Source organism: Variovorax sp. YR752 (assembly GCF_943372545.1).
The window spans coordinates 1-21161 of the sequence record NZ_CALRZC010000149.1 but is presented as its reverse complement, the minus strand read 5'-3'; the positions used below and the strand labels follow the sequence as shown (position 1 = coordinate 21161).

At 65.8% G+C, this 21161-nt stretch carries 25 protein-coding genes; 17 read left to right on the top strand and 8 right to left on the bottom strand.

What is annotated here, in order from left to right; translation table 11 throughout:
- The 12 genes from AAG801_RS27685 to AAG801_RS27630 form a co-directional block, all read left to right on the top strand.
- On the top strand, positions 1–463 hold a 463-nt coding region (locus tag AAG801_RS27685), incomplete at its 5' end, for a DUF2711 family protein (RefSeq protein ID WP_341891267.1).
- Positions 464–542: 79 nt separating this feature from the next.
- Positions 543–890 (top strand): hypothetical protein, encoded by a 348-nt coding sequence (locus tag AAG801_RS27680; protein WP_341891266.1) that lies wholly within the window; start codon positions 543–545, stop codon positions 888–890.
- A gap of 94 nt (positions 891–984) precedes the next feature.
- Positions 985–1737, top strand: a complete 753-nt coding sequence (locus AAG801_RS27675; RefSeq protein ID WP_341891265.1) for a class I SAM-dependent methyltransferase — start codon at positions 985–987, stop codon at positions 1735–1737.
- A 96-nt stretch (positions 1738–1833) separates the two neighbouring features.
- Entirely contained in the window at positions 1834–2247 is a 414-nt protein-coding gene (locus AAG801_RS27670) for a hypothetical protein (RefSeq protein WP_341891264.1), read from the top strand.
- A gap of 154 nt (positions 2248–2401) precedes the next feature.
- The gene (locus AAG801_RS27665; protein WP_341891263.1) at positions 2402–2818 is read left to right on the top strand and encodes a VOC family protein; all 417 of its coding nucleotides are present in this window, start codon (positions 2402–2404) and stop codon (positions 2816–2818) included.
- A gap of 150 nt (positions 2819–2968) precedes the next feature.
- Positions 2969–3178, top strand: coding sequence for a DUF4287 domain-containing protein (locus AAG801_RS27660; protein ID WP_341891262.1), 210 nt, complete (start codon positions 2969–2971; stop codon positions 3176–3178).
- A 21-nt stretch (positions 3179–3199) separates the two neighbouring features.
- Positions 3200–3760 carry a hypothetical protein gene (locus AAG801_RS27655; protein ID WP_341891261.1) on the top strand — a complete coding sequence of 187 codons (561 nt, stop codon included), beginning with the start codon at positions 3200–3202 and terminating at the stop codon, positions 3758–3760.
- A 69-nt stretch (positions 3761–3829) separates the two neighbouring features.
- Positions 3830–4201: a VOC family protein gene (locus AAG801_RS27650; RefSeq protein ID WP_341891260.1), complete on the top strand. Its 372-nt coding sequence runs from the start codon at positions 3830–3832 to the stop codon at positions 4199–4201.
- Between the two features lie 73 nt (positions 4202–4274).
- Positions 4275–4799 carry a sigma-70 family RNA polymerase sigma factor gene (locus AAG801_RS27645; protein WP_341891259.1) on the top strand — a complete coding sequence of 175 codons (525 nt, stop codon included), beginning with the start codon at positions 4275–4277 and terminating at the stop codon, positions 4797–4799.
- On the top strand, positions 4796–5791 hold the full coding sequence (locus AAG801_RS27640) for a FecR domain-containing protein (RefSeq protein ID WP_341891258.1): 996 nt from the start codon (positions 4796–4798) through the stop codon (positions 5789–5791). The genes AAG801_RS27645 and AAG801_RS27640 overlap by 4 nt, the downstream gene beginning before the upstream one ends.
- Before the next feature lie 130 nt (positions 5792–5921).
- Positions 5922–8429, top strand: a complete 2508-nt coding sequence (locus AAG801_RS27635; protein WP_341891257.1) for a TonB-dependent siderophore receptor — start codon at positions 5922–5924, stop codon at positions 8427–8429.
- A 283-nt stretch (positions 8430–8712) separates the two neighbouring features.
- The gene (locus AAG801_RS27630; protein WP_341891256.1) at positions 8713–10734 is read left to right on the top strand and encodes a hypothetical protein; all 2022 of its coding nucleotides are present in this window, start codon (positions 8713–8715) and stop codon (positions 10732–10734) included.
- A gap of 72 nt (positions 10735–10806) precedes the next feature.
- Here AAG801_RS27630 and AAG801_RS27625 read toward each other — a convergent pair whose 3' ends face one another.
- Positions 10807–12345 (bottom strand): ankyrin repeat domain-containing protein, encoded by a 1539-nt coding sequence (locus AAG801_RS27625; RefSeq protein ID WP_341891255.1) that lies wholly within the window; start codon positions 12343–12345, stop codon positions 10807–10809.
- Between the two features lie 263 nt (positions 12346–12608).
- Between AAG801_RS27625 and AAG801_RS27620 the strand changes: the two genes are divergently transcribed.
- Both AAG801_RS27620 and AAG801_RS27615 read left to right on the top strand, forming a co-directional pair.
- Positions 12609–13310 (top strand): phytanoyl-CoA dioxygenase family protein, encoded by a 702-nt coding sequence (locus tag AAG801_RS27620; RefSeq protein WP_341891254.1) that lies wholly within the window; start codon positions 12609–12611, stop codon positions 13308–13310.
- A gap of 143 nt (positions 13311–13453) precedes the next feature.
- Positions 13454–13840 carry a VOC family protein gene (locus AAG801_RS27615; protein ID WP_341891253.1) on the top strand — a complete coding sequence of 129 codons (387 nt, stop codon included), beginning with the start codon at positions 13454–13456 and terminating at the stop codon, positions 13838–13840.
- A gap of 18 nt (positions 13841–13858) precedes the next feature.
- On the opposite strand, the gene AAG801_RS27610 is transcribed toward AAG801_RS27615, so the two are convergent.
- Positions 13859–14575: a helix-turn-helix domain-containing protein gene (locus AAG801_RS27610; protein ID WP_341891252.1), complete on the bottom strand. Its 717-nt coding sequence runs from the start codon at positions 14573–14575 to the stop codon at positions 13859–13861.
- A gap of 103 nt (positions 14576–14678) precedes the next feature.
- On the opposite strand from AAG801_RS27610, the gene AAG801_RS27605 reads away from it, so the two are divergent.
- Complete coding sequence (locus AAG801_RS27605) at positions 14679–16100, top strand: FAD-binding oxidoreductase (protein ID WP_341891251.1); 1422 nt, start codon at positions 14679–14681, stop codon at positions 16098–16100.
- A 63-nt stretch (positions 16101–16163) separates the two neighbouring features.
- Here AAG801_RS27605 and AAG801_RS27600 read toward each other — a convergent pair whose 3' ends face one another.
- Both AAG801_RS27600 and AAG801_RS27595 read right to left on the bottom strand, forming a co-directional pair.
- A complete protein-coding gene (locus AAG801_RS27600; protein WP_101489960.1) occupies positions 16164–16475 on the bottom strand; it encodes a hypothetical protein in 312 nt (103 codons plus the stop codon).
- A 190-nt stretch (positions 16476–16665) separates the two neighbouring features.
- Positions 16666–17559 carry a LysR family transcriptional regulator gene (locus tag AAG801_RS27595; RefSeq protein ID WP_341891250.1) on the bottom strand — a complete coding sequence of 298 codons (894 nt, stop codon included), beginning with the start codon at positions 17557–17559 and terminating at the stop codon, positions 16666–16668.
- An 88-nt stretch (positions 17560–17647) separates the two neighbouring features.
- Here AAG801_RS27595 and AAG801_RS27590 point away from each other — a divergent pair, with 88 nt between their 5' ends.
- Positions 17648–18466, top strand: a complete 819-nt coding sequence (locus AAG801_RS27590) for an NAD(P)H-dependent oxidoreductase (RefSeq protein WP_341891249.1) — start codon at positions 17648–17650, stop codon at positions 18464–18466.
- Between the two features lie 95 nt (positions 18467–18561).
- Positions 18562–18951 carry a DUF427 domain-containing protein gene (locus AAG801_RS27585; protein WP_101489957.1) on the top strand — a complete coding sequence of 130 codons (390 nt, stop codon included), beginning with the start codon at positions 18562–18564 and terminating at the stop codon, positions 18949–18951.
- 119 nt (positions 18952–19070) lie between these two features.
- On the opposite strand, the gene AAG801_RS27580 is transcribed toward AAG801_RS27585, so the two are convergent.
- The 4 genes from AAG801_RS27580 to AAG801_RS27565 form a co-directional block, all read right to left on the bottom strand.
- Positions 19071–19451, bottom strand: a complete 381-nt coding sequence (locus AAG801_RS27580; RefSeq protein WP_341891248.1) for a helicase SNF2 — start codon at positions 19449–19451, stop codon at positions 19071–19073.
- A gap of 253 nt (positions 19452–19704) precedes the next feature.
- Positions 19705–20040, bottom strand: a complete 336-nt coding sequence (locus AAG801_RS27575) for an SMR family transporter (RefSeq protein ID WP_095947131.1) — start codon at positions 20038–20040, stop codon at positions 19705–19707.
- Between the two features lie 62 nt (positions 20041–20102).
- Positions 20103–20636 (bottom strand): cupin domain-containing protein, encoded by a 534-nt coding sequence (locus tag AAG801_RS27570; protein ID WP_341891247.1) that lies wholly within the window; start codon positions 20634–20636, stop codon positions 20103–20105.
- Positions 20633–21161 (bottom strand): dTDP-glucose 4,6-dehydratase (locus AAG801_RS27565; RefSeq protein WP_341891246.1); only part of this gene is annotated, 529 nt, incomplete at its 5' end. The genes AAG801_RS27570 and AAG801_RS27565, both read right to left, overlap by 4 nt.

Genomic DNA, 21161 nt, shown 5'->3' with positions numbered 1-21161 from the left:
TCCTTCGATCGCGTCAATCGATGTGGCACTGAGGACAATGATCGGCGGCCTGAGAAAGGACTTTGCCGACGAGGAACTTGCCGACGTACTAGCGAATTCGCTGAGCCAGCACAGATTGCTTGCTCCTGTTGAAGGTCTTTTTCCAGAGTTGATTCAGGATCCGGTCCTGTCGTTCATACAGTCGCTCGCGCAGGAATGGCTTTGGGTGGGTGACGAGTTCTGCACTGAACGCAAGCTCTGCTGGATCGACGATCTAAAACCAGCAAGCGCCAAGGTCGCGCTCACGAGCGGAAGTGTGTTCACCCCAGACAAGGCCAACCTCTGGACTGTCCATTGGGACAGCCACTTAACGATTTTTTGCTCATCCAGATCTAACGTCGAACGCCTTGCCCGACACCCCACCCTGGAAGGTTTCGTGTGCACTCCCGAAACCGAAATCTATTGGAGCTTGCAAAGCGTTTAGCGGCAACTAGCCGTACGCAAGAGTTGATGAGCGCGACAGCGCAGGCCATCGCGTTTCACATAGAAAGGAGCTAGAAAGAGTGGCCACCACCATGTATTGCTGGCGATGCAAGATCGATCTGCCGATTCTCACGGAGGAGGAATATCAACTGGTCTTCCCTACGAGCTTCATGGAGCAGATCAGGGAATATCGCGAGAAAACAGGGGCTGATTTACGTCAGGCACAGGCGGACGTTGGCGAGCGAGCGCTAGCAACTTATGAGCGCATCAGTGGTTTCAAAGAAACCAATCCTCTTGCTCTGTACCACCATCGCCTGAGCCTCTATGGGCCACCTTGCGCTGAATGCGGGAAACCGCTTCGAACGCCCGCCGCAAACTACTGTGCTGCTTGCAGCGCGCCACGCGGCTGCTCCAACGCTGCGCGTTGACTGCCACCGGCCGGCCCGATTCGCCAAGGACCAGACCTTCGCTGAGCCGACCACTCTTAAACTGCCGATTCCCTTCGCAGCCCGACGTCAACCCATGGACTTCTACGACGACCTCGCCCCGCTGTATCACCTGTTGTTCCCCGACTGGAGCAACAGCATCCGGCGGCAGGGCGAACAGCTGGACAGCGTCATCCAATCAGAATGGCCTGGGCATCGCACGGTGCTTGACGTCTCCTGCGGCATCGGCACCCAGACGCTTGCGCTTGCCGGGCGGGGCTACTCTGTCGTCGGCTCAGACCTGTCGGCCAAGGAAATCGAGCGTGCGCGGCGCGAAGCGGACCTTCGCGGTTTGGCGATCGACTTCAGCGTCGGAGACATGCGCACGGCCCACGAGGACCACGGCACTGGATATGACCTCGTCATTTCGTGCGACAACTCGGTCCCTCACCTGCTGACCGACGAAGACCTGTTGCTTGCGTTGCGCCAGTTCCTCGCGTGCTTGCGCCCCGGCGGCGGATGCGTCATCACGGTCAGGGACTACGACAAAGAAGAGCGTGGGACGAACCTGGTCAAGCACTACGGCGCACGGGTCGAGGACGGCAAGCGGTACGTGTTGTTCCAGGTTTGGGATTTCGACGGCGACCACTACGACTTTTCCTTCTTCGTCGTCGAAGACGAATTGGCCACTGGCCTGGTGAAGACCCATGTCATGCGCTCCAGGTACTACGCGGTCTCGGTCGACCGTCTTTGCGAACTGATGCGAAAGGCAGGCTTCGAGAGTGTGAAGCGACTCGACGCCGCGTTCTATCAGCCTGTCTTGGTCGGTACCAAGCCTGCGACTGGCTAGCTTGCTTCCGCGGGCAGAATTCGGCAAGGAGCGATCCCAGTCGGATCGGGCCCCTTTTATCTATGGCATGGCGCGATGGGAAGCCGAGAACAATTCATGACCTACCTATTCGCTGGATTTCTTGTCGTGCGGCGCATCGAGTGCCCCGAGGCTCTTCCAGAAGGGGCTGCATGGCGAGAAATTTCGAAACCCTTTATCGGAACGGGTGTCCGGTTGCCCGAATTTCTAGGCAAATCACCAAGCGCGGAAGACGTGTTTGCGATGGCAGAGAGACTCGGCCTGAGAAGGAGCGACGCATGGCTCTACCTGACCTACGATTGTTGGGGAGGGCAGATCGATTTCGTCTACGGCTTGGGCTCAAAGGACCACATCCCGTTTGGCCCTGTGGAGGAGGACGCTCGGGATCGAGTCATCGATGTGTACTGCGCGCTAATGCAAGAGTTGGGCGTGTCTCGGCTGGACGCCTTGAACTTCGAACCTTTCAAACGGGGGTTTTGGGGTGAGAGGTAGTTCCTCCAGCCTCTTGCAGTCGTTGGATGACTGCGCTGCATGAGCGTCACCGTCCACCTCGGGCTCTTTACGCCGATGCCGCTTGCAAGTGGACGAAGGGCCCGCATGAGCGATTCATCGCTTTACCATCGCTGATTTTTTCCGATCGCAACCCATGCATCAATCACTCGGCCTCATCTCCCTGGTGGTCCTCGACTACGACAAGGCGCTCGACTTCTTCGTCGGCACACTGGGCTTCGAACTCATCGAAGACACGCCCGTGCCTGCGCAAGGAAAGCGATGGGTCGTGGTCAGGCCTCAGGGCGGATCAGGGGCGAGCCTTCTCCTGGCGCAAGCGTCAACGCCAGAACAGCAACGCGCCGTCGGGGATCAGGCCGGGGGCCGCGTGTTCCTGTTCCTGTACACGGACGACTTGTGGCGAGACTATGAGAAGTACAAGGCGGCGGGCGTGGAGTTCGTTCGCCCTCCTGAGGAACAGCCACATGGGATCGTGGCTGTGTTCAAGGACCTGTACGGGAACATGTGGGACCTGATCCAGCCCAATGCCAGCAACAGGAGCTGGCAACAGTAAGGTGACATCGCCTGTCCTCGTGGCGCATGGCAATGCCTGGCGACATGGATAGGTAAGAATCCGGCCAGCACCGATCACGTCGATGCCGCTTCAGCAACCGGCCTTCAGGCCTTGCACGAACCGCACTCTCAACCTAAGAAAGAGCCGCTCATGACCGAGACCGCCAAGGTAAAAGGACCCGCCTCGTACTTCCCCTCCATCGAGAAGAACTACGGCCAGCCGATTTCGCATTGGATGGACATTCTTCAGGCTGCAGGCCCACTGAAGCACATGGAGCTTGTGAGCCAGCTCAAGACCCAGCACCAGATGGGTCACGGGCATGCGAATGCCTTGGTGGCCGCGTTTCTTGCGAAGAAGTAGCACGGGCCCGACCGCTCCTCGATGACACCCCAGAAGCAGCAGCTCGAACAGCATTTGGAGGATCGTGATCTCGTCTCGATCTACCGGACAGGCATCGACGATTCACAAATCCAAGGCTTCGTGTTGGCGGTCTCGTCAGAACTGGTCCTGATTCAGTACGTCTACGACTTCCGACTGGACGGCCTGATGGCACTCAGAACCAGGGACATCACGCAGGTGGAATTGACGGCCACCAACAGCCTTCAGAAGCAGCTGCTCTTCGAGGAAGGCTTGGGAACGCAGGTTCCCTTTGAATTCGAGTTCGACGTGCGCAGTTGGCGCACGTTGATTGCGCAGCTGAGCTTGCGTCACGCGCTGATGATCGTGGAATGCGAGGCTGGCGAACTCAACGAGTTCTTGATCGGGCGGATTGTTCAGATCGAAGGCGATTCGCTGCAAATCGAGCATTTCACGGGGGCCGGCAACTGGGCAGGCAGCCCATCCCTGGTGAGCTACCGAGACATCACGTGCTGCCAGGTCGGCAACAACTACGCGAATGTCTACCAGCGCCACTTCGAGCGCCTTGCGAGCGCCCTTCACTGAACAGCACGGCCTCTTGTTCCGGCCAAAGCCCCCGCCTAGCATGCACCTCACCCTCACCCAGGAGACGCCATGCAGCTTCACACCGCCCGCATCTTCGTCCAGGACCTCGCCCTCGCCGCCCGCTTCTATGAAGAGATCCTCGGCCTGCCCCTGAAGGCCGACGGACGCGAACAGGGCTTCTGCGTGTTCGGCGCAGGTCCGATGAGCTTGGTGGTCGAGCGTGTCGAAGAAGATGCCCCGGCAGAAGACCAGGCCCTGGTAGGCCGCTTCACAGGCCTGTCTTTCGACGTCGAAGACATCCAGTCGAAGTACACCGAACTCTCGTCACTCGGCGTCGCCTTCAGCGGCCTCCCCGAGCCGCAGTCATGGGGCGGCATCCTCGCCACATTTCGCGACCCCGCCGGCAACGAGCTTCAACTGGTGCAGCAGCCCCGAACGTAGCCATAGGTGCACAGTCGTCATACAATGAGAATAATTCTTATTTGGATGGCTTGGCCACCGCACTACGTTCGTCATGGCCGCCGATCCCGCTCTGCACCCGCACATCCACACGCTCTATAGCGAGCACCACGGGTGGTTGCAGGGCTGGTTGCGCAGGAAGCTCGGCAATGCCTTTGACGCCGCAGACCTGGCACAAGACACCTTCCTGCGCATCCTCACCGCGCCAGACCACACGCCCGAGAAGCAGTGCGACTGGCAATTGCGCGAGCCGCGCGCCTATCTGACGGTGGTTGCCAAGCGGCTGCTGGCCAACCTGTACCGCCGGCGTTCGCTGGAGCAAGCCTACCTCGATGCGTTGAGCGCGTTGCCCGAGCCGCTGGCGCCCTCGCCCGAGCAGCAGGCGATCATTCTCGAAACCCTGCAAGAAATCGACGCGATGCTCGACGGCCTGGCGCCCCCGGTGCGCCAAGCCTTCCTGATGGCGCAGCTCGAAGGGCTGGGCTATGCCGACATCGCTACGAAGCTGGGCGTGAGCGAGCGCACGGTCAAGCGCTACATGGCCGAGGCCATGGCCCGCTGCATCCTGCTGGTCGCGTGACGGTGCAGCGCACGATGACGGTCGTGGTCGACAAGGCGGTCGCCCTCCAGGCGGCGCAATGGTTCTTCCTGATGCAATCAGGCGAGGCCACGGCGGCCGATCGCACGCGATGGACGCGCTGGCGCGCGGCCGACCCCGCGCACGAAGCGGCCTGGCAGCGCGCCGAGCAGGTGAGCGGCAAGTTCGGCAGGCTGCCGGGCGCGCTGTCGATGCCGGTGCTGGGCCGCACGGTGCGAAGCGACCGGCGCGCGGCCGCCAAGGCACTCGCCGTGCTGCTGACCGCGGCGCCCGCCGGATGGCTGGCGTGGCGTGCGTCGCCGGCGCGCGAATGGCTGGCCGACCACCGCACCGCCACGGGCGAGCGCCGCGAGTTGCGCCTGGCCGACGGCACACGCATCCAGCTCAACACCGCGACCGCCGTCGACGTGGCCTACGGCGCGACGCAGCGATTGGTGCGGCTGCACGCGGGCGAAATACTCATCGAGACGGCGCCCGATGCGGTGCCCTCCTCCGACCCCGGCTATCGCCCCTTCATGGTCGAGACCGCGCAGGGACGGCTGCGTGCGCTGGGCACGCGCTTCGTGGTCCGGCAGCATGAAGGCAATCGCAGCCACGTGACGGTGCTCGACGGCGCGGTCGAGGTTCGCCCCGACGGTGCGCGCAGCCTGACCGCGGTGGTGCGTGCCGGCGAGCAGACCATGTTCTCCGCGAAGGCGGTCGGCGAGATCACGGCGGCAGACGCCGATGCCGACGATTGGTCGCGCGGTGTCTTGCGCGCCAGGAACATGCGGCTGCACGACTTTCTCGCCGAGCTGGGACGCTACCGGCCCGGCGTGCTGCGCTGCGATCCGGCCGTGGCCGACCTGCGCGTATCGGGCGTCTTCCAGCTGCGCGACACGGGCCCGGTGCTCGACAGTCTGCCGCAGGCCTTGCCGGTGGATGTGCTCTTTCGCACGCGCTACTGGGTCACGGTGGTCGCGCCGGGCGGTTGAGGCATCGGGTGGTGCCGGCGATTTCGGCCGTCGCGATTTTTTCTGTCGCGGCCTGTCCCCTTTTCTTTCCTCGCGTGTGAAGCCTTGAGGAACAGCAACTTCACACCCCTTGCAGGAGAGAGAGAAACCCATGGCCCGTCGCCGACCGTCCCCCCTTGATTCCGACGCCGTCTCGTTGCGTGCGCTGTCGCTCGCAGTGCATGGCGCGCTGTTCGCCATGGCGTGCGCCGCCACCGGGACGGTCGCCGCGCAGACGCCGGGCGTGCCCAATGCACCCGCCACGCAGGCCGAAGCACGCAAGGCCTACAACATCGCACCCGGCCCGCTCGACGAGGCGCTGTCGAGCTTCGCCGCCTCTGCGGGCGTGAGCATCACGATTCCGCCTGCGCTCGCGCAGGGCAAGCGGTCGCCCGGCCTGCAGGGCCCGCACGCTGTGGGCGAAGGTTTCGCGCGGCTGCTGGCGAGCTCGGGCCTCGAGGCGGCGGGTGGCGCGGGCGGCTCGTATGCGCTGCGTCGCTCGAGCATCGGCGGCCCATCGGATAGCGGCGCGGACGGCAGCACGACGCTCGCACCGGTCACCGTCACGGCCGAGGCCGAGCGCAGCGCCACCACCGAAGGCACGCGCTCGTACACGGCGCGCGCACTGACCATCGGCAAGGGCGAGCAGGCACTCAAGGACATCCCCCAATCGGTCAGCGTGATCACGCGCCAGCGCATGGACGACCAGGGCTTGGTCGACCTGCGCGACGCCGTCAACAACGTCACGGGCGTGGTGGGCGTCAAGGGCGTGGGGCCGGGCATGATCCTCACGTCGCGCGGCTTCCAGATCGACGCCTGGCAGTACGACGGCGTGCCCGTGCCGCGCAACATGTATTCGCTCGGCAACTGGGCCACCGAAGACACCGTGTTCTTCGACCGCGTGGAAGTGCTGCGCGGCGCCTCGGGCCTGCTGCAGGGCACGGGCAGCCCCGGCGGCGCGATCAACCTCGTGCGCAAGCGCGGCCAGCCCGAGAAGACGCTCACGCTCACCGGCAAGGCGGGCTCGTGGGACCACTACGGCGCGCAGCTCGACGCAGGCGGCCCGCTCAATGCCGAGGGCACGCTGCGCGGTCGCGTGGTGGTCGACGAGAACCGCAGCCACTCTTTCACCGACTACGTGTGGAGCAAGACGCGCTCGCTCTATGGCGCCATCGACTACGACATTTCGCCCGACACCACCGTCGGCTTCGGCGTGAGCCACTCGCACGGCAAGGGACGCCCGATGCTGCGCGGTTTTCCGCGCTATCCGGACGGTGTCGACATCGGCCTGCCGCGCTCCGTGTTCACCGGCGCCTTGTGGAACCACAGCGACGTCGAGCAGGCCGCGGTGTATGTCGACGCCGAGCACCGCTTCAACGACCAGTGGAAGCTGAAGTTCTCTGCGCTCGGCATGAACGAAAAGAACAGCTCGCAGCATCAGCGCATGCACGGCGACGTGGCGGCCGACGGCAGCGGCCTGGACTTCGCCGACTGGGACACCCGCTTCGATTCGCGCAAGCAGGGCTTCGACGTCTACCTGCGCGGACGCTTCGACGCACTGTCGATGGAACACGACGTGACCATTGGCGCCAACTACTCGAAGTTCTTGTCGACCGACCGGTATGCGCGCCGGTTCAGCGGCGGCGGCAACATCTTCGCCATCGACCACAACCGCCCCGCGCAGAACTACGACACCATCCTGGCCGCCGGCGGCACGAAGAGCCACACGCAGTACGACGTGCGGCAAAAGGGCATCTACGGCAGCTGGCGGGCCAAGCTGGCCGAACCGCTCACGACCATCGTCGGCGCACGGCTGAGCTGGTACGACTACCTCTATTCGAGCCAGACCGCAGACATCAGGAGCACCGTCAGCACGTCGGCCGAAGTGACGCCGTATGTCGGCCTCGTGTTTGCGCTCAACAAGCAATGGTCGGCCTACGCAAGCTACACCGACGTGTTCGAGCCGCAGACCGAGCGCACCGTCTCGGGCGAAGGGCTCAAGCCGATCATCGGCAGCAACTACGAGGTGGGCCTGAAGGGCGAGCTGATGGACGGCCGCCTGAACACCTCACTGGCCGTGTTCCGCTACGACCACACCAACCGCGCCGTGACCGACCGCGACGGCGGCTTTGCCTGCGACGGCTGGTACTGCTCCAAGTCGTCGGGCAAGGTGCGCAGCCAGGGCTTCGAAGCCGAGGTCAGCGGCGAGGTCGCGCCGCGGCTGCAGCTCACTGCCGGCTACACCTACAACACCACCAAGTTCCTCGAAGACCCCGACAACAAGGGCCAGGTCTTCAGCCAGTGGACGCCCAAGCACATGCTGCGCGTGTGGAGCAACTACCAGCTGCCCGGCGACTGGAGCCGGCTCAGCGTGGGCGGCGGCTTCAGCATCCAGAGCCACACGCTGGGCTACGACCGCACGTACAAGGTGCCCGGCTTCGCCGTGTGGAGCGCGCGCCTGGCCTACCAGCTGACGCCGGAGGTGGCGCTGGCCGTCAACATCAACAACATCTTCGACAAGCGCTACTACATCCCGGCCTACAACGAGACCAACGGCAACAACAACTATGGCGATCCGCGCAACGTGCTGTTCACGGTGAAGTACACACCCAAGCTGTAAGCCGCGCGCCTTCTGGCGTCTACCAGTTTTCTGGTATTTCCAGCACCCGCCTCGCTGCGTAGCATCTCGTAACCAAACGAGACGAGGTGGGCGTGTGATTCAACTGAAGGGGATGCAGCGGCTTGCTGCGAGGCATGCAGCGTGGATGGCTGCACTGATGCTGGCGGCATGCGGTGGAGGGGGAAGCGACGGAGGCGGCGGCATCGCTTGGCCGCCTCTGCAGCCTGCACAGACGGCGCAACCTGAACAGCCTGCACAACCTCAACAGCCCACGCAGCCCGAGGTGCCGGCCGCGAGCTACACCATTGGCGGCAGCGTCACGGGCCTGAACGGCACCCTGGTGCTGCGCAACAACGGCAACGGCGATCTCACGCTCCAGGCCGACGGCGCTTTCAGCTTCGCCGACCCAGTGACGGCCGGCAATCCCTACGCAGTGAGCATCGCCCAGCAACCGCAGGGCCAGACCTGTGCGGTGAGCGCGGGCCAGGGCACGGCCTCGGCCAACGTCACCGACGTGCGCGTGGCGTGCGCAGCCATTACGCACACGGTGGGCGGCACGCTCTCGGGTCTGGCGGGCGGCACGCTGGTGCTGCACAACAACGGCGCGGACGCGTTGAGCCTCACGGCCGATGGCAACTTCGCGTTCGCGCAGGCCGTGCCCGAAGGCGCGACGTACGACGTGACCGTGCACACGCAACCGCCTGGGCTGCTGTGCGCGCTCTCCGGCGCCAGCGGCACGGTCAACGCGGCCGTCACCTCGGTGGTGGCCCTCTGCACCCCCGACCCATCGCTGCAGCCGCCGCCGATTCCGGCCGCGCCGGCCGTGGGCTATGCGCCCAAGTCATTCCTGTTCAGCTGGCCGGCCATCGCCAACGCCACCTACTACCGACTGGGCGAAGACCCGGGCGCGACTGGCGGCTTCACGGTACTGGCCAACAACCTCGGCAGCACCACCTATGCGCTCCAAGAGCTCGCACTGACCCAGCCGCCCACCGACTGGCGCTATGCCCTGCAGGCCTGCAATGCCAATGGCTGCAGCCCGTGGTCGCTGCCGGTGACGGCGGATGCCACCCGGGCCATCGGCTATTTCAAGCCGGCGGCCACCGACACCCGCGCCTTCGGCCAGGGCATTGGCCTGTCCCCCGACGGCAGCGTCATGGCGGTTGGCGCTGCGAGCAGCGTGGACCTGTTCACGCGCAGCGCGGGCCAATGGCAGTGGGTGCAATCGCTGAGCTTCGAGCGCGCGAGCTTTCCCCGCCCCGCCATCGCAGAAGACGGCACCGTGCTGGTGGGCATGTTCGGGGTCGACGGTGCGCTTGGCGACCAGGGGCAGGTACAGGTGTTTTCGAAAACGCCCTCGGTCTGGACGCTGGCCGACACGTGGGATCCGCCTGTGCCTCGTGTCGTCGGCAACTTCGGCGCATTCCTTGGTATCTCCCGGGACGGCACGGTGGCAGTGGTCGGAGAATTCATGAGCGCGCGCGGTGGCGGAAGCTTTCACGTGTACCGCAAGACAGGCGGCGCCTGGGCGCGAGAAGTGACCATCGAACCCGACCATCCGCAGCAAGGTGGGCTGTTCGGCGTGCAGGCCAAGATCTCGGCCGATGGCAGCACGATCGTGGTGGGCGCGCAGTACGACAACAGCGGCTCGCTCACCGATGAAACCGACACCAGCAAATCCAACGCCGGTGCCGCATTCGTCTATGGCTACGACACGGGCTCGGGCACATGGACCAAACGTGCCTACCTGAAAGCACCGGTGCCCACCGTCAACGATCTGTTCGGCGCCTCCACCGCCATCTCGGGCGACGGCAACACGGTGGTCATCGGCGTGCGCAACACGTCGGTCGGCGGCGTGATTCGCGCGGGCGTCGCCCATGTGTTCCGGCGCACGGCGGGCACCTACACCCTCGCCCAGACGATCCCGGCACCGCAGCCCACGCTGAATAGCACTTTCGGTGGCTTCGGCCTGGCGCTCACGCCGGACGGTACCTCTCTGGCGATTGCCGCGCGCGGCGACTCGAGCAGTGGAACGGGCGTCGATGCCGACACGACGCAGGGTGCGGCCCTGACGGCCGGCGCTGTTCACCTGTACCGACTGGCAGGCACGCAGTTCGCCCATGCGCGGTACCTGAAAGCACCCAATACCGGGAGCGGCGATTTGTTCGGCGACGTGCTCGACATCACGGCGGACGGCCGGACGATCGCGGTGGGAGCGACGGGAGAAGCCAGCGCGGCGAGTGGCATCGGTGGCGATCAGGCGGACAACAGCGCCGCCAACCGCGGGGCGGCCTACCTGTACTAGAGACTGCTTCGGGCCACAGTGCGGCAGGCCGTGTTCCTCAAGAATGCGGCTTGCAGCTTGTGCAGGGTCGGCTCAGCGCTTCAGCAATTTCTTCCACGCGACCAGCGACCCGCCGTGCGATGGCGGTCGTGCTTTCAGCCACGCCTGCGCCGATGCGTGCGGTGGGTAGTTGCTTCGCAGCGTCGGATCGGCACCGGCGGCAATCAGCAGCCGCGCGATCTCGAAGTTGTCGCGCTCCACCGCGCGCATCAAGGCGCTGCCCATCCAGAACCCGGCCGCCGGCAGGAAGCTTCCGGTGACGTGCGGCAACGTGCCAACGTGCGGCGTGGCCTGCGGCGCAGTCGCCACCCCGGCCCTCGGCGCGGGCGAAGCGTCGTCGCAAGGAGGCGGCAGCACATGAATCAGGCGAGGCAACCCCGACGATGTGTGCGGCTGCGGCACCAGTTCGCTGCGCGTTGGCGCCGGGGTCTGGTAGTTCACGTCGACGCCCAAAGCCAGCAAGGCCCGCACCGCCTCTGCGTTGCCGGCATCCACCGCAGACGCCAACGGCGTCATGCGTCCACACGCGACGGTCTCGAAGGCGCGATAGGCGGCCAGGGCCTCGTGAGGCTTCTGCTGAAGGATCAGCAAGTAGACCCGCGCCTCGACCGATGCATCCGCTTCGAGGGATGACCACGGCGGCTGGCCCATGGCCCGGTGCAGCAGACGCGCCGCCTGCAGATGCCCCTGCGCTGCAGCGCTACGCACAGCGCTCTCGGTGGCCGGCAAGCCCTGCGCCAGAAGAAGTCGAACGATCCTCGCATCGCCGCCCTCGGCCGCCGCATCAAGCGCGTTGTGCCCGTCTGCATCCGTGCCACGCACCGCGTCCGAAGACATGACCGCCAGCAGTTGCCGAACGCTTTCCAGGCTGCCCTTCCCTGCTGCAGTCGCCAGCGCCGACACACCGTGCGCATCGCGCACATCAGGACGGGCGCCGGCGGCCAGCAACAGCCGCACGCGCGCCGGGTCGTGCGCATGCTCGATCAGCGGCGGGTTCGTGGTCGCAGCGTTGGGGTCGGCACCCGCGGCCAGCAATGCCCGGATGACCCAGGTCGTGCGCGCGAAGAACAGCGGAAGGCCACCGTTGCGATCGGGTGTGTCCGGATTCGCGCCCGCCTTCAACAGCAGCGCCAGCGTCTGGCGATGGTCGATGGCGTGCGTGTCGCTGATGCCGCCGGAGCCCGCGAACTTGGCCGCGCGAAACAGCGCCGTCTCGCCGTCGTTCGCATTGCGGAAGTTCACATCGGCGTGGTGACGCAACAGGAACTTCACCATCTGCGCGTTGCCCTGCTGCGCGGCCTTCATCAGCGGAGAGTCGCCGAGGTTGAAGCCGTAGCGTTGCACATCGTTGACACCGAAACCCTGCGCAAGAAAAACCTCGACCTCGCGGACGCGACCGCGCTCCACGGCATCGAAGAACCGGATCTGCGCTTGCGCGAAGGTCGTGTCACGCGTGGGTTCGGCTTCGGCCGGATGTGCGGGCATGTTGATCACGAGACTGGCCACAAGGGCGATGCGTTGGAGCGTTCCGCACAGCGTAGTGCGGGAGATCAGCCGGGAGGTCTTGTGCATGGAAACGCAGGGAATCAGTGAAGCACCGGGCTTCGTGCGCAACCGACCCGACGCGCGGCATCGTGACGACTGCTTTCGGGCACGGGCGCCCCCAACTCATATAGCGTCGCCACCCGCAAATTCTCTGCAACCATCGTCATCCCGCGTCCTCCTTGATCTGCTTTCGGCCGATGTTAGCCATGCCCGCCATGTCCGGTCGCTCTTGTATTCTTGCTTTCACGCCGTGCGATGTTCATGGACGGACCGCGCAGCAGCTTCACGCAATGAAACCCTCTCACGCCGACTTCTTCATCGACAAAGGCTACGTGCGGCTGGAAGGCTTCCATCCGCAGAAACGGATCGCGGGCATCCGGCAGAAGCTGCTGGATGAGATCAAGCGCCTGAAAGCGTTGCCCGGCGGAAAGAGCCTGTCGAGCTCACTGCAAAAACTCCCGCTCTTCCAGCAGATCGGCAAGCTGTCGACGCTCGCCAAGGTGCCCGGCGTGCATGAAGCGCTGGTGACGCCGGAGCTGATCGACTGCGTCACCCAACTGGGCGGGCGCGCCCCGACTGCCATCCAGGACACGCAGCTCCTGCTGTCGCCACCCCTTCAAGGCGCTTCGACCTTCAACGGCTTGAACTGGCATGTCGACGTGACGACGAAACCGCAAGACCCGCTGCCGGGAATCCAGGCCTTCTTCCTGATCGACGATGTGGCACCCGGCGGCGGAGCGACCCTGGCATTGGCCGGATCGCATCGCGTCGGTACGCCGGGGTGGCCTGCGGCTTCGGCGCTGCGGCAAGTCCTGAAGACGACCGATGACCTGGAGCGAAGTCTTCAACCACTGGGCATGAGCCTCGTCGAGATGTCCGGGCGCGCAGGCGACGTCTTCCTGATGGACCTGCGCCTCTTGCACACGCCATCGGTCAACACGACGAAGAACGTGCGGATGATGGCGACGACGCGCTGCTTCATGAACACCTGACGAAACGACCACGCATCACCGAACAGGTTACCCACCGCGCTGGCATCGCCCCCGCCGCAGGCGTAAGCTGACCACCGCTCGGCCAGCCAAGGCAACGCCGCCAAGCGGCACCCGCTGCGCCGAGTTCTGCGAAAGGACTGTCCATGTTGTCCGATTCGTCTGTCACGACCATGCTTCCGGTGAAGGACATGGACCGCGCGCGTGCCTTCTACGAGGGCTGCCTGGGCCTGAAGGCCGGTGGTTTGCGGCCCGATGGAAAGTTTGTCTACACGGTGGGCGGCAGCACGCTGGCGCTGTTCCCCAAACCCGAAGGGACGAAGGCCGACCACACGGCGATCAGCTTCCAGGTGCCGGACATCGCCGCCAGCATCGAGAAGCTGCAGCGCGCGGGCGTGGTGTTCGAGGACTACGACTTTCCCGATCTGAAGACCGTCGACCACGTCTGCGTGCTCGGCTCGGAAAAAGCGGCGTGGTTCAAGGACACCGAAGGCAACTTCCTTTGCATCCACGAGGACCTTGCGCCCGCGTAGCCGGCTCGCCGTGAGCAGCTAGGGCGTCATCGACTGGCCGCCCGGTGGCATCCGTCCCGCAGCGCGGCGCGTCGAGGCGAATGCGCTGGTGCCCAGCCACCGCCACAGGTCTTGCGCGTCGCACCTCGCCCCATCGACACGGATCTCGCGCGACTGCAAGGCCTGCTGAGGCGTGCGGTCGCCCACCCACACTTCGGTCAAGGCGCGCACGGAGGCATCCACCACGAGCGTCAGCTCGCGCCCCGGGTCGTCGCGGCACAGATCGGCCACGCCGTCTTCCACCACGAGCCACCACGTGCGCTCGCGCGTCCGTGCATCGCGCAGCTGGAAGTGGATGATCACGGGTCTGGGCGGGAACTCCGGAATGCACGCGAACCGGCGCATATCCCACATGAGCAAGCCCGCATCCAGTTCATCGTCGCGCAGGCGGCTGCCGATCCACTGCGCGCCCCAATGGCCCAGCGCCATGACGATGGGTCGAAGCTGCTCGCCGGCTTCGGTAAGGCTGTATTCCCACACCTTGCCGACGGTGTTGCGGCGCACGACACCGAACTCCTCGAGGCGATGAAGCCGCTGCGCCAGCAGGCTGGTGGACATTCGCGGTACCCCGCGATGCAGGTCGTTGAAGCGCTTGCTGCCGCACAGCAACTCGCGCACGACCAGCGGCGTCCATCGCTCGCACAACACCTCGGCCCCTCTCGCGACGGTGCAGAACTGACCGTAGGTGTTTTCCATCGCCTCGTCTCCAGAGCAGCAACGCTTCAGATTCTGGACTTGTTCCGGCACCTGGTCACGCGCAAGCTGGCTCCGACTTCATCACTCATCACGGAGACGACTCATGACGACCCAACTCACACGCATGGACGGCGGGACCGTGGACCTTTCGCCGGAGATCCTGCAGTCGTTCAAGGCCACGTTCAAAGGCCAGGTGCTGACGGCGGACGACCCGGCCTACGAGGAGTCGCGCAAGGTCTGGAACGCGATGATCGATCGCCGCCCCGGCCTGGTGGCGCGCTGCACCGGGACGGTCGATGTCGTGCAGGCCGTCCGGTTCGCACGTCAGCACGGGCTTCTGAGTTCCGTGCGCGGTGGCGGCCACAACATCGCAGGGCTTGCGGTCTGCGAGGGCGGACTCATGATCGACATGTCGCTGCTCAGAGGTGTCTGGGTCGACCCGGCGCGCCGCACGGCGCGCGCGCAAGCGGGCTGCACGCTGGGCGACGTCGATCGCGAGACACAGCTGCACGGGCTCGCGGCCGTGCTCGGTTTTGTGTCTGCCACCGGGATCGCGGGCCTCACCGTCGGCGGCGGATTCGGCTACCTCACGCGCCGCCACGGCTGGACCTGCGACAACGTGGTCTCGATGGAGGTCGTGACTGCCAGCGGCGAGGTCCTGCGTGCGTCTGCGGACGAGAACGAGGACCTGTTCTGGGCGCTGCGTGGTGGCAGCGGCAACTTCGGCATCGTCACCTCCTTCGAGTACCGGCTCTTTCCCGTCGGCCCCGAAATCCTGGGTGGCGCAATCGCATGGAGCGGCGACGACGCCAAGCAGGTTCTCGACGCCTACCGCGAGTTCAGTGCAGGGGCACCACGCGAACTGACCAGCGTGGCTGTTCTGCGGATTGCGCCGCCGGCCCCCTGGCTCCCGAAGGAGGTGCACGGCAAGCCGATCGTTGCCATCTTCGTCTGCTACTCCGGCAAGGTCGAAGAGGGAGAAGCGCTGCTCGCGCCGCTGCGCGGGCTTGGCAAGCCCGTGGCCGACATCGTGACGCGCCGGCCCTACACACAGATGCAGAGCCTGCTCGATGCCACGCAGCCCAAGGGACGGCGCTACTACTGGAAGTCGCACTACCTGCCAGGCATCGATCAGCAGACCATCGACATCGCCGTGGCGCATGCGGGGCGAATTCAATCGCCCCATTCGGCCATCCTCCTGTTCCAGATCCAGGGGGCGCTGGGCGAGCTGCCTGCCGGGCACTCGCCGGCGGGCAACCGGGACGCGGCCTATGTGCTGAACATCGCGGGCTCCTGGGAGCAGTCGGGCGACGACGACATCAACGTCAAGTGGGCGCGAGACTGCTTCGAAGCGACGCGCGCCTGCTCGACAGGCGGGGCCTACATCAACTTCCTGACGGAGGAAGAGGGCCAGGACCGCATCGAAGCCGCGTACGGCCGGCCCAACCTGGACAAACTCGCGGCGCTCAAGCGCAAGTACGACCCCGAGAACTTCTTCCGTCACACAAAGAGCGTCGCCGGTTGAACCGATCGCCGGCGACTTGCCAGCGGCCCTTCAAAGGGCCATCCGACGCAAGCGCCCGGTGATCTAGTCCCACGCAGGAAGGTGCTGCAAGGCGTCGTTGGGACGATCCGCAATGTCGACGCCAGTGAGCTCGGTTCCGCCCGGCAAGAGTCTGACGTCGCAAACGATTTCCCAGCCATGGCTTTCAGTGCGCCGGGCAAGGCATACCTCCTCGCCGGCAGCAACGAGCTTGGCGCATTCGCCGACGCTGATTCGCTGTGCCGTGCCAAGGGCGAACTCTGTCGAGCCGAACTCTTTCTCCACGACCGGGTGAATGGCGACGAGGTCCATCTTTCCGTCCTTGAAGTGAACAGCGGTAATTGCATGCTGGGCCATCTTCGACCTCCATTCGTGCAGAGCCCCGACAGGGCTGCGGTTCGACTGTACGCCCGCGGCAGCAAGTTCTCTTCGTCATTCCGAAAAGCCGACGCACGCGAAGGGCGGCGTCTGGCCGACTGCAGAAGCCCCGGGGGCCTGCCGCTCCAAGCGCTTGCCCGCCCGCCGGCAGGCGCGCCTGCGAAGACATCTACAAGCTTTGGGCGATTTGCTCCCGCAGCCACCGATGCCCCGGGTCGCGGTGCCGCCGCTCGTGCCACAGCATCGCCATCTCGTAGCCCGGCACCTCCAGCGGCGCCTCCACCACGCGCAGCCCCGGCGCGCCGCGCGCCAGGCGCTCGGGCAGCATCGCGACCATGTCGGTGCTGGCGAGCACGGACATCATGAACAGGAAATGCGGCACCGACAGCGCCACGCGCCGCGTGAGGCCCTGCGCCGCGAGCGCCTCGTCGGTGGGACCGACAAAACCGCCGCCACCCAGCGACACCACCACATGCTCCAGCGCACAGAACTGCGCGAGCGTGGGCCGGCGCTTCAGGCGCGGGTGCCCTGCCCGACCGGCCAGCACATAGCGCTCGTGGAACAGCACGCGCCGGTGCAGGCCGGGCGGCGCGCCCACGCTGGTGTGAAAGAACAGGTCGATCTCCGCCTGCTCGAGCTGGCGCGCCATGCGCGTGGGCACGGCCTCGACCACGGCGAGCCGCGTGTTCGGTGCGGCCGCGCGCAGGCCGGCCAGCGCGGGCAGAAGGATGGCCGACTCGGCGTAGTCAGCTGCAGCCACGCGCCACGTGGTGGTGGCCTGGGCGGGGTCGAAAGGCTGGCTGGGCGCCACCGCGCGGCCCAGCGATGCGAGGGCTTCGCGCAGCGGCTCGCGCAGTTCGTCGGCGCGCGCGGTGGGCCGCATGCCGCGCTGCGCGGGCACGAGCAGCGGGTCGTTGAAGAGCTCGCGCAGCTTGGCGAGCTGCACGCTCACCGAGGGCTGCGAGAGGTTCAGGCGCTCGGCCGCACGGGTCACGTTGCGCTCGGCCAGCAAGGTGTCGAGCGTGACCAGCAGGTTGAGGTCGATGCGGCTGAAATTGTTCATGGCGATACCTGGCATTCAAACTATTCATTTCCAATATAGCGCGCCACTGCCTAACCTGAGGACATCTTCACTCAACCTCCCTGACACCGTGAACATCCTGCTGGTACTTGCCCATCCCGAAGCCGCCTCGCTGAACGGCTCGCTCCATCGCTTCATGGTCGAACGCCTCACGAGCGCCGGCCACTCCGTGCGCGTGTCCGACCTGTACGCCATGCGCTGGAAGCCCGCGCTCGACGCCGACGACTTTCCAGCGCGCGACACCGCCGCGCCCTTCGACCCCGTGCGCGATTCGCTGCATGCCTTCGAGGGCGGCACGCAGACCGCGGACATCGCCGCCGAACAGGAGAAGCTGCTGTGGGCCGACGCGGTGATCCTGCAGTTCCCGCTGTGGTGGTACTCGATGCCCGCCATCCTCAAGGGCTGGATCGAGCGCATCTACGCCTATGGCTTCGCCTACGGCGTGGGCGAACATTCCGACACACACTGGGGCGACCGCTTCGGCGAAGGCACGCTGGCCGGCAAGCGCGCGATGCTGGTGGTAACGACCGGCGGCTGGGCCTCGCACTACGCCCCGCGCGGCATCAACGGGCCGATGGACGAGCTGCTGTTTCCCATTCACCACGGCATCCTCTACTACCCGGGCTTCGACGTGCTGCCGCCCTTCGTGGTGCACCGCACGGACAAGGTCGATGCCGCAGCCTATGAGCGCATCACCGGCGAGCTGGGCGAACGGCTCGACACGCTGTGGACCACCGACCCGATTCCGTTCCGCCCGCAGAACGGCGGCGACTACGAAATTCCGACGCTCACGCTGCGCGAACACCTCGCGCCGGGGCGCGCGGGCTTCGGGGTACACCGCAAAACTGGCGAATCTGAAACTTTGGTTTCCGAACGCCACGGCCTTTAACCACGCCGGGAGCAGGTGGATTCGCGGAACGCTTCAAATCGTCGCGACAACGCAGCAAGATGCGCATCCGCCGATTCGTCCGAAGGAGCTTGTCCATGTTCGCCACGCCAGAACGCACCGTCAAGATTCCGGGCCCCGACCATGCGATCACCATCACGCCGAATCCGATGCGCGTGGTGGTGTCTGTGGGAGGCCATGTCATTGCCAGCTCGCGCGAGGCGCTGACATTGCGCGAGTCGCATTTCGGCACGGTGCATTACCTCCCGCGCAAGGACGTGCGCATGTCGCTGCTGGAGCGCACCGCGCACGCGACCTACTGCCCGTACAAGGGCGAGTGCGCCTACTACAGCATTCCGGCCGGCGGCGAGCGCTCGGTGAATGCGGTATGGACCTACGAGTCGCCCTACGACTCGGTCGCACCGATCAAGGACTACGTGGCCTTCTATCCGGACCGCGTGGGCACGATCGAAGAACGCTGCTTCTGACGACGGCTTCGCCCCGTTCGTAAAAAAACCGGCCCTTGCTTTCGCAAGGCCGGTTTTTCTTTCGCTGGTCTGCTGACACCTCGCCATGGGGCAAGGTGCGCGCGCCTGATACCCATCAATTACAGCGGCAGTGCGTCACCGCGTGCGGCAGCGCGGGCTTCGGCACGCACCGAGGCGCGGTCCAGGCTGCTGGCCAGCACCGGGGCCACGCGGGAGGTCACGGCTTCGCTGTAGGGGTTCTCGCTGCGAGCGGCCACCACGGCCTGGGCACGGACGGCGTCGCGGCTCACGCTCGAGACGAACACCTGGGCGGGGCCTGCATCGGCGCCGGTGGCGTAGGGGTTGGCGCTGCGTGCGGCCACCACGGCTTCTGCGGCGACATCGGCGCGGCTGGCGGCCGAGGTCAGGCGATGCACGCCTTCGTAGGTTTCAGCGTGGGCGGCGCCGGCAACGGCCATCAGGGCAACAGCAACGGCGGAGAGGAGCTTGGAGGCGGTCATGTCGGTTTCCTTCTTCAATTCAGTTCAGTGGTTCAAGTGTTTGACTTGGAGGGGTTGAACCGGTCTTGGGTGGGTCACCGTCCCTCTTTTGGAAGGGCGGCCAACTCGCTCGGGGCCTGTTCATCCGGATCAGTTGGAGGGCCGGTCCGTGAGATGAATTGTGGGGCGAGATCTAGGTAAAAACCCGCGGCAAAAAGAACCACGGCGTTCCCGAAACGGAAACAATGCGGCGCGCCGGAGCGTCACCCCCAGGTCAGTGCCCCACTGACTTCGAGAACACGTTGACCACCACCACGCCCGCGATGATCAGTCCCAGCCCGACGATGGCCGGCGCGTCGAGCGTCTGGCCGAACCAGAGCCAGCTCACCACCGAGATCAGCACGATGCCCACGCCCGACCAGATCGCGTAGGCGATGCCGGTGGGCAGCACGCGCAGCGCGAGCGAGAGAAAGTAGAACGACACGGCGTAACCCACCACCGTGGCCACGCTGGGCCAGAGCCTGGTGAAGCTGTCCGAGGCCTTGAGAAAGCTGGTCGCGAGCACTTCGACGACGATCGCGACAGCGAGGTAGGCATAGGTCAGGGTCATCGCCGGACTCTAATCGCGCACGGCGGCGCAGCCACCAGAGCCCTACCGCGACCCGGGGCCGATCAGGGCGGCAGCAGCAGCGGCCCGCAGTTGGTGTCGGTGACGAACACCGCCATGAGCTTCGCGGGCTTCACCGGGTCGGGGTTCTCCGCGAACACATGCAGGGTGTTGGGCGGCTCGAAGAAGGTCTCACCACTCTTGAAGGTGCCTACGGGGCCGCCGCCCAGTTGCGAGCGGATGGTGCCTTCGAGAATGATCGCGGTCACCGAACCCGGGTGCCGGTGCGCGGGCGAATAGGCCAGCGGCGGAAAGTCGACGAGCACCGTCGTCACCGACTTGCCAGGTACATGCGGCAGCGCCTCGCACGACAGCACCTTGACCTGCGTCGCCGGCCGCGCGGTGGCTTCCGAGCCCGCGGGCACCGGTGCCGACGCGAACATGGGCCGCGCCACCGAGCTGCACACATCGGCGAACCACTGCACGGCCTCCTGCTGGCCGGTGCGCGGCATCAGCGCCCAACCGGCGGCGAGCACCAGCGACAACCCTGCGAGGCCCGCGCCGATCGACGGCGTGCGATGCCAACGTGCGGCCTTCATGACACGACCTCCTGCGACCGCCGAAGCGCCGCGTGCCAGCCCAGCTCACGCTGGGCCTTCTCGCTGCTGACCTCGGCGCTGTCTTCCGCGATGTTGAAGATGCCGCCGCGTGCGTGCCGCATCGCCAGCACCGCGGCCCAGGCGGCAGCCTCGACATGCACCGGGCTCGCGCCCTTGGGTGCCGCGTTCGACGTGCCGGGGCCATACAGCTGCCCGTATCGCAGCACCGTGCCCGTGAGGCCGACGGCACCGCGCACGCTGCGCTCCAGTGCCACCACACCGTCGATGCTGATGCGGCGACCTCCTTCGGCCCCGAGGTCGAGCGGATCGTCTTCGGTGTGCGGCGTCCGCCCGGGCGCATAGGCCCAGGCGATGCTTTGCGCAATCATCTGCGTCGCACCGGCCGCGAGCGCCGCCGCCACGAGATGCCGCGTGCCCTCGATGCGCACGCGCGCATTGCGGACCACCGCCTCGGCCATGAGCGCCGGGTTCAGGTCCTGCGGCAGATCGGTGAGCTGGTGGATG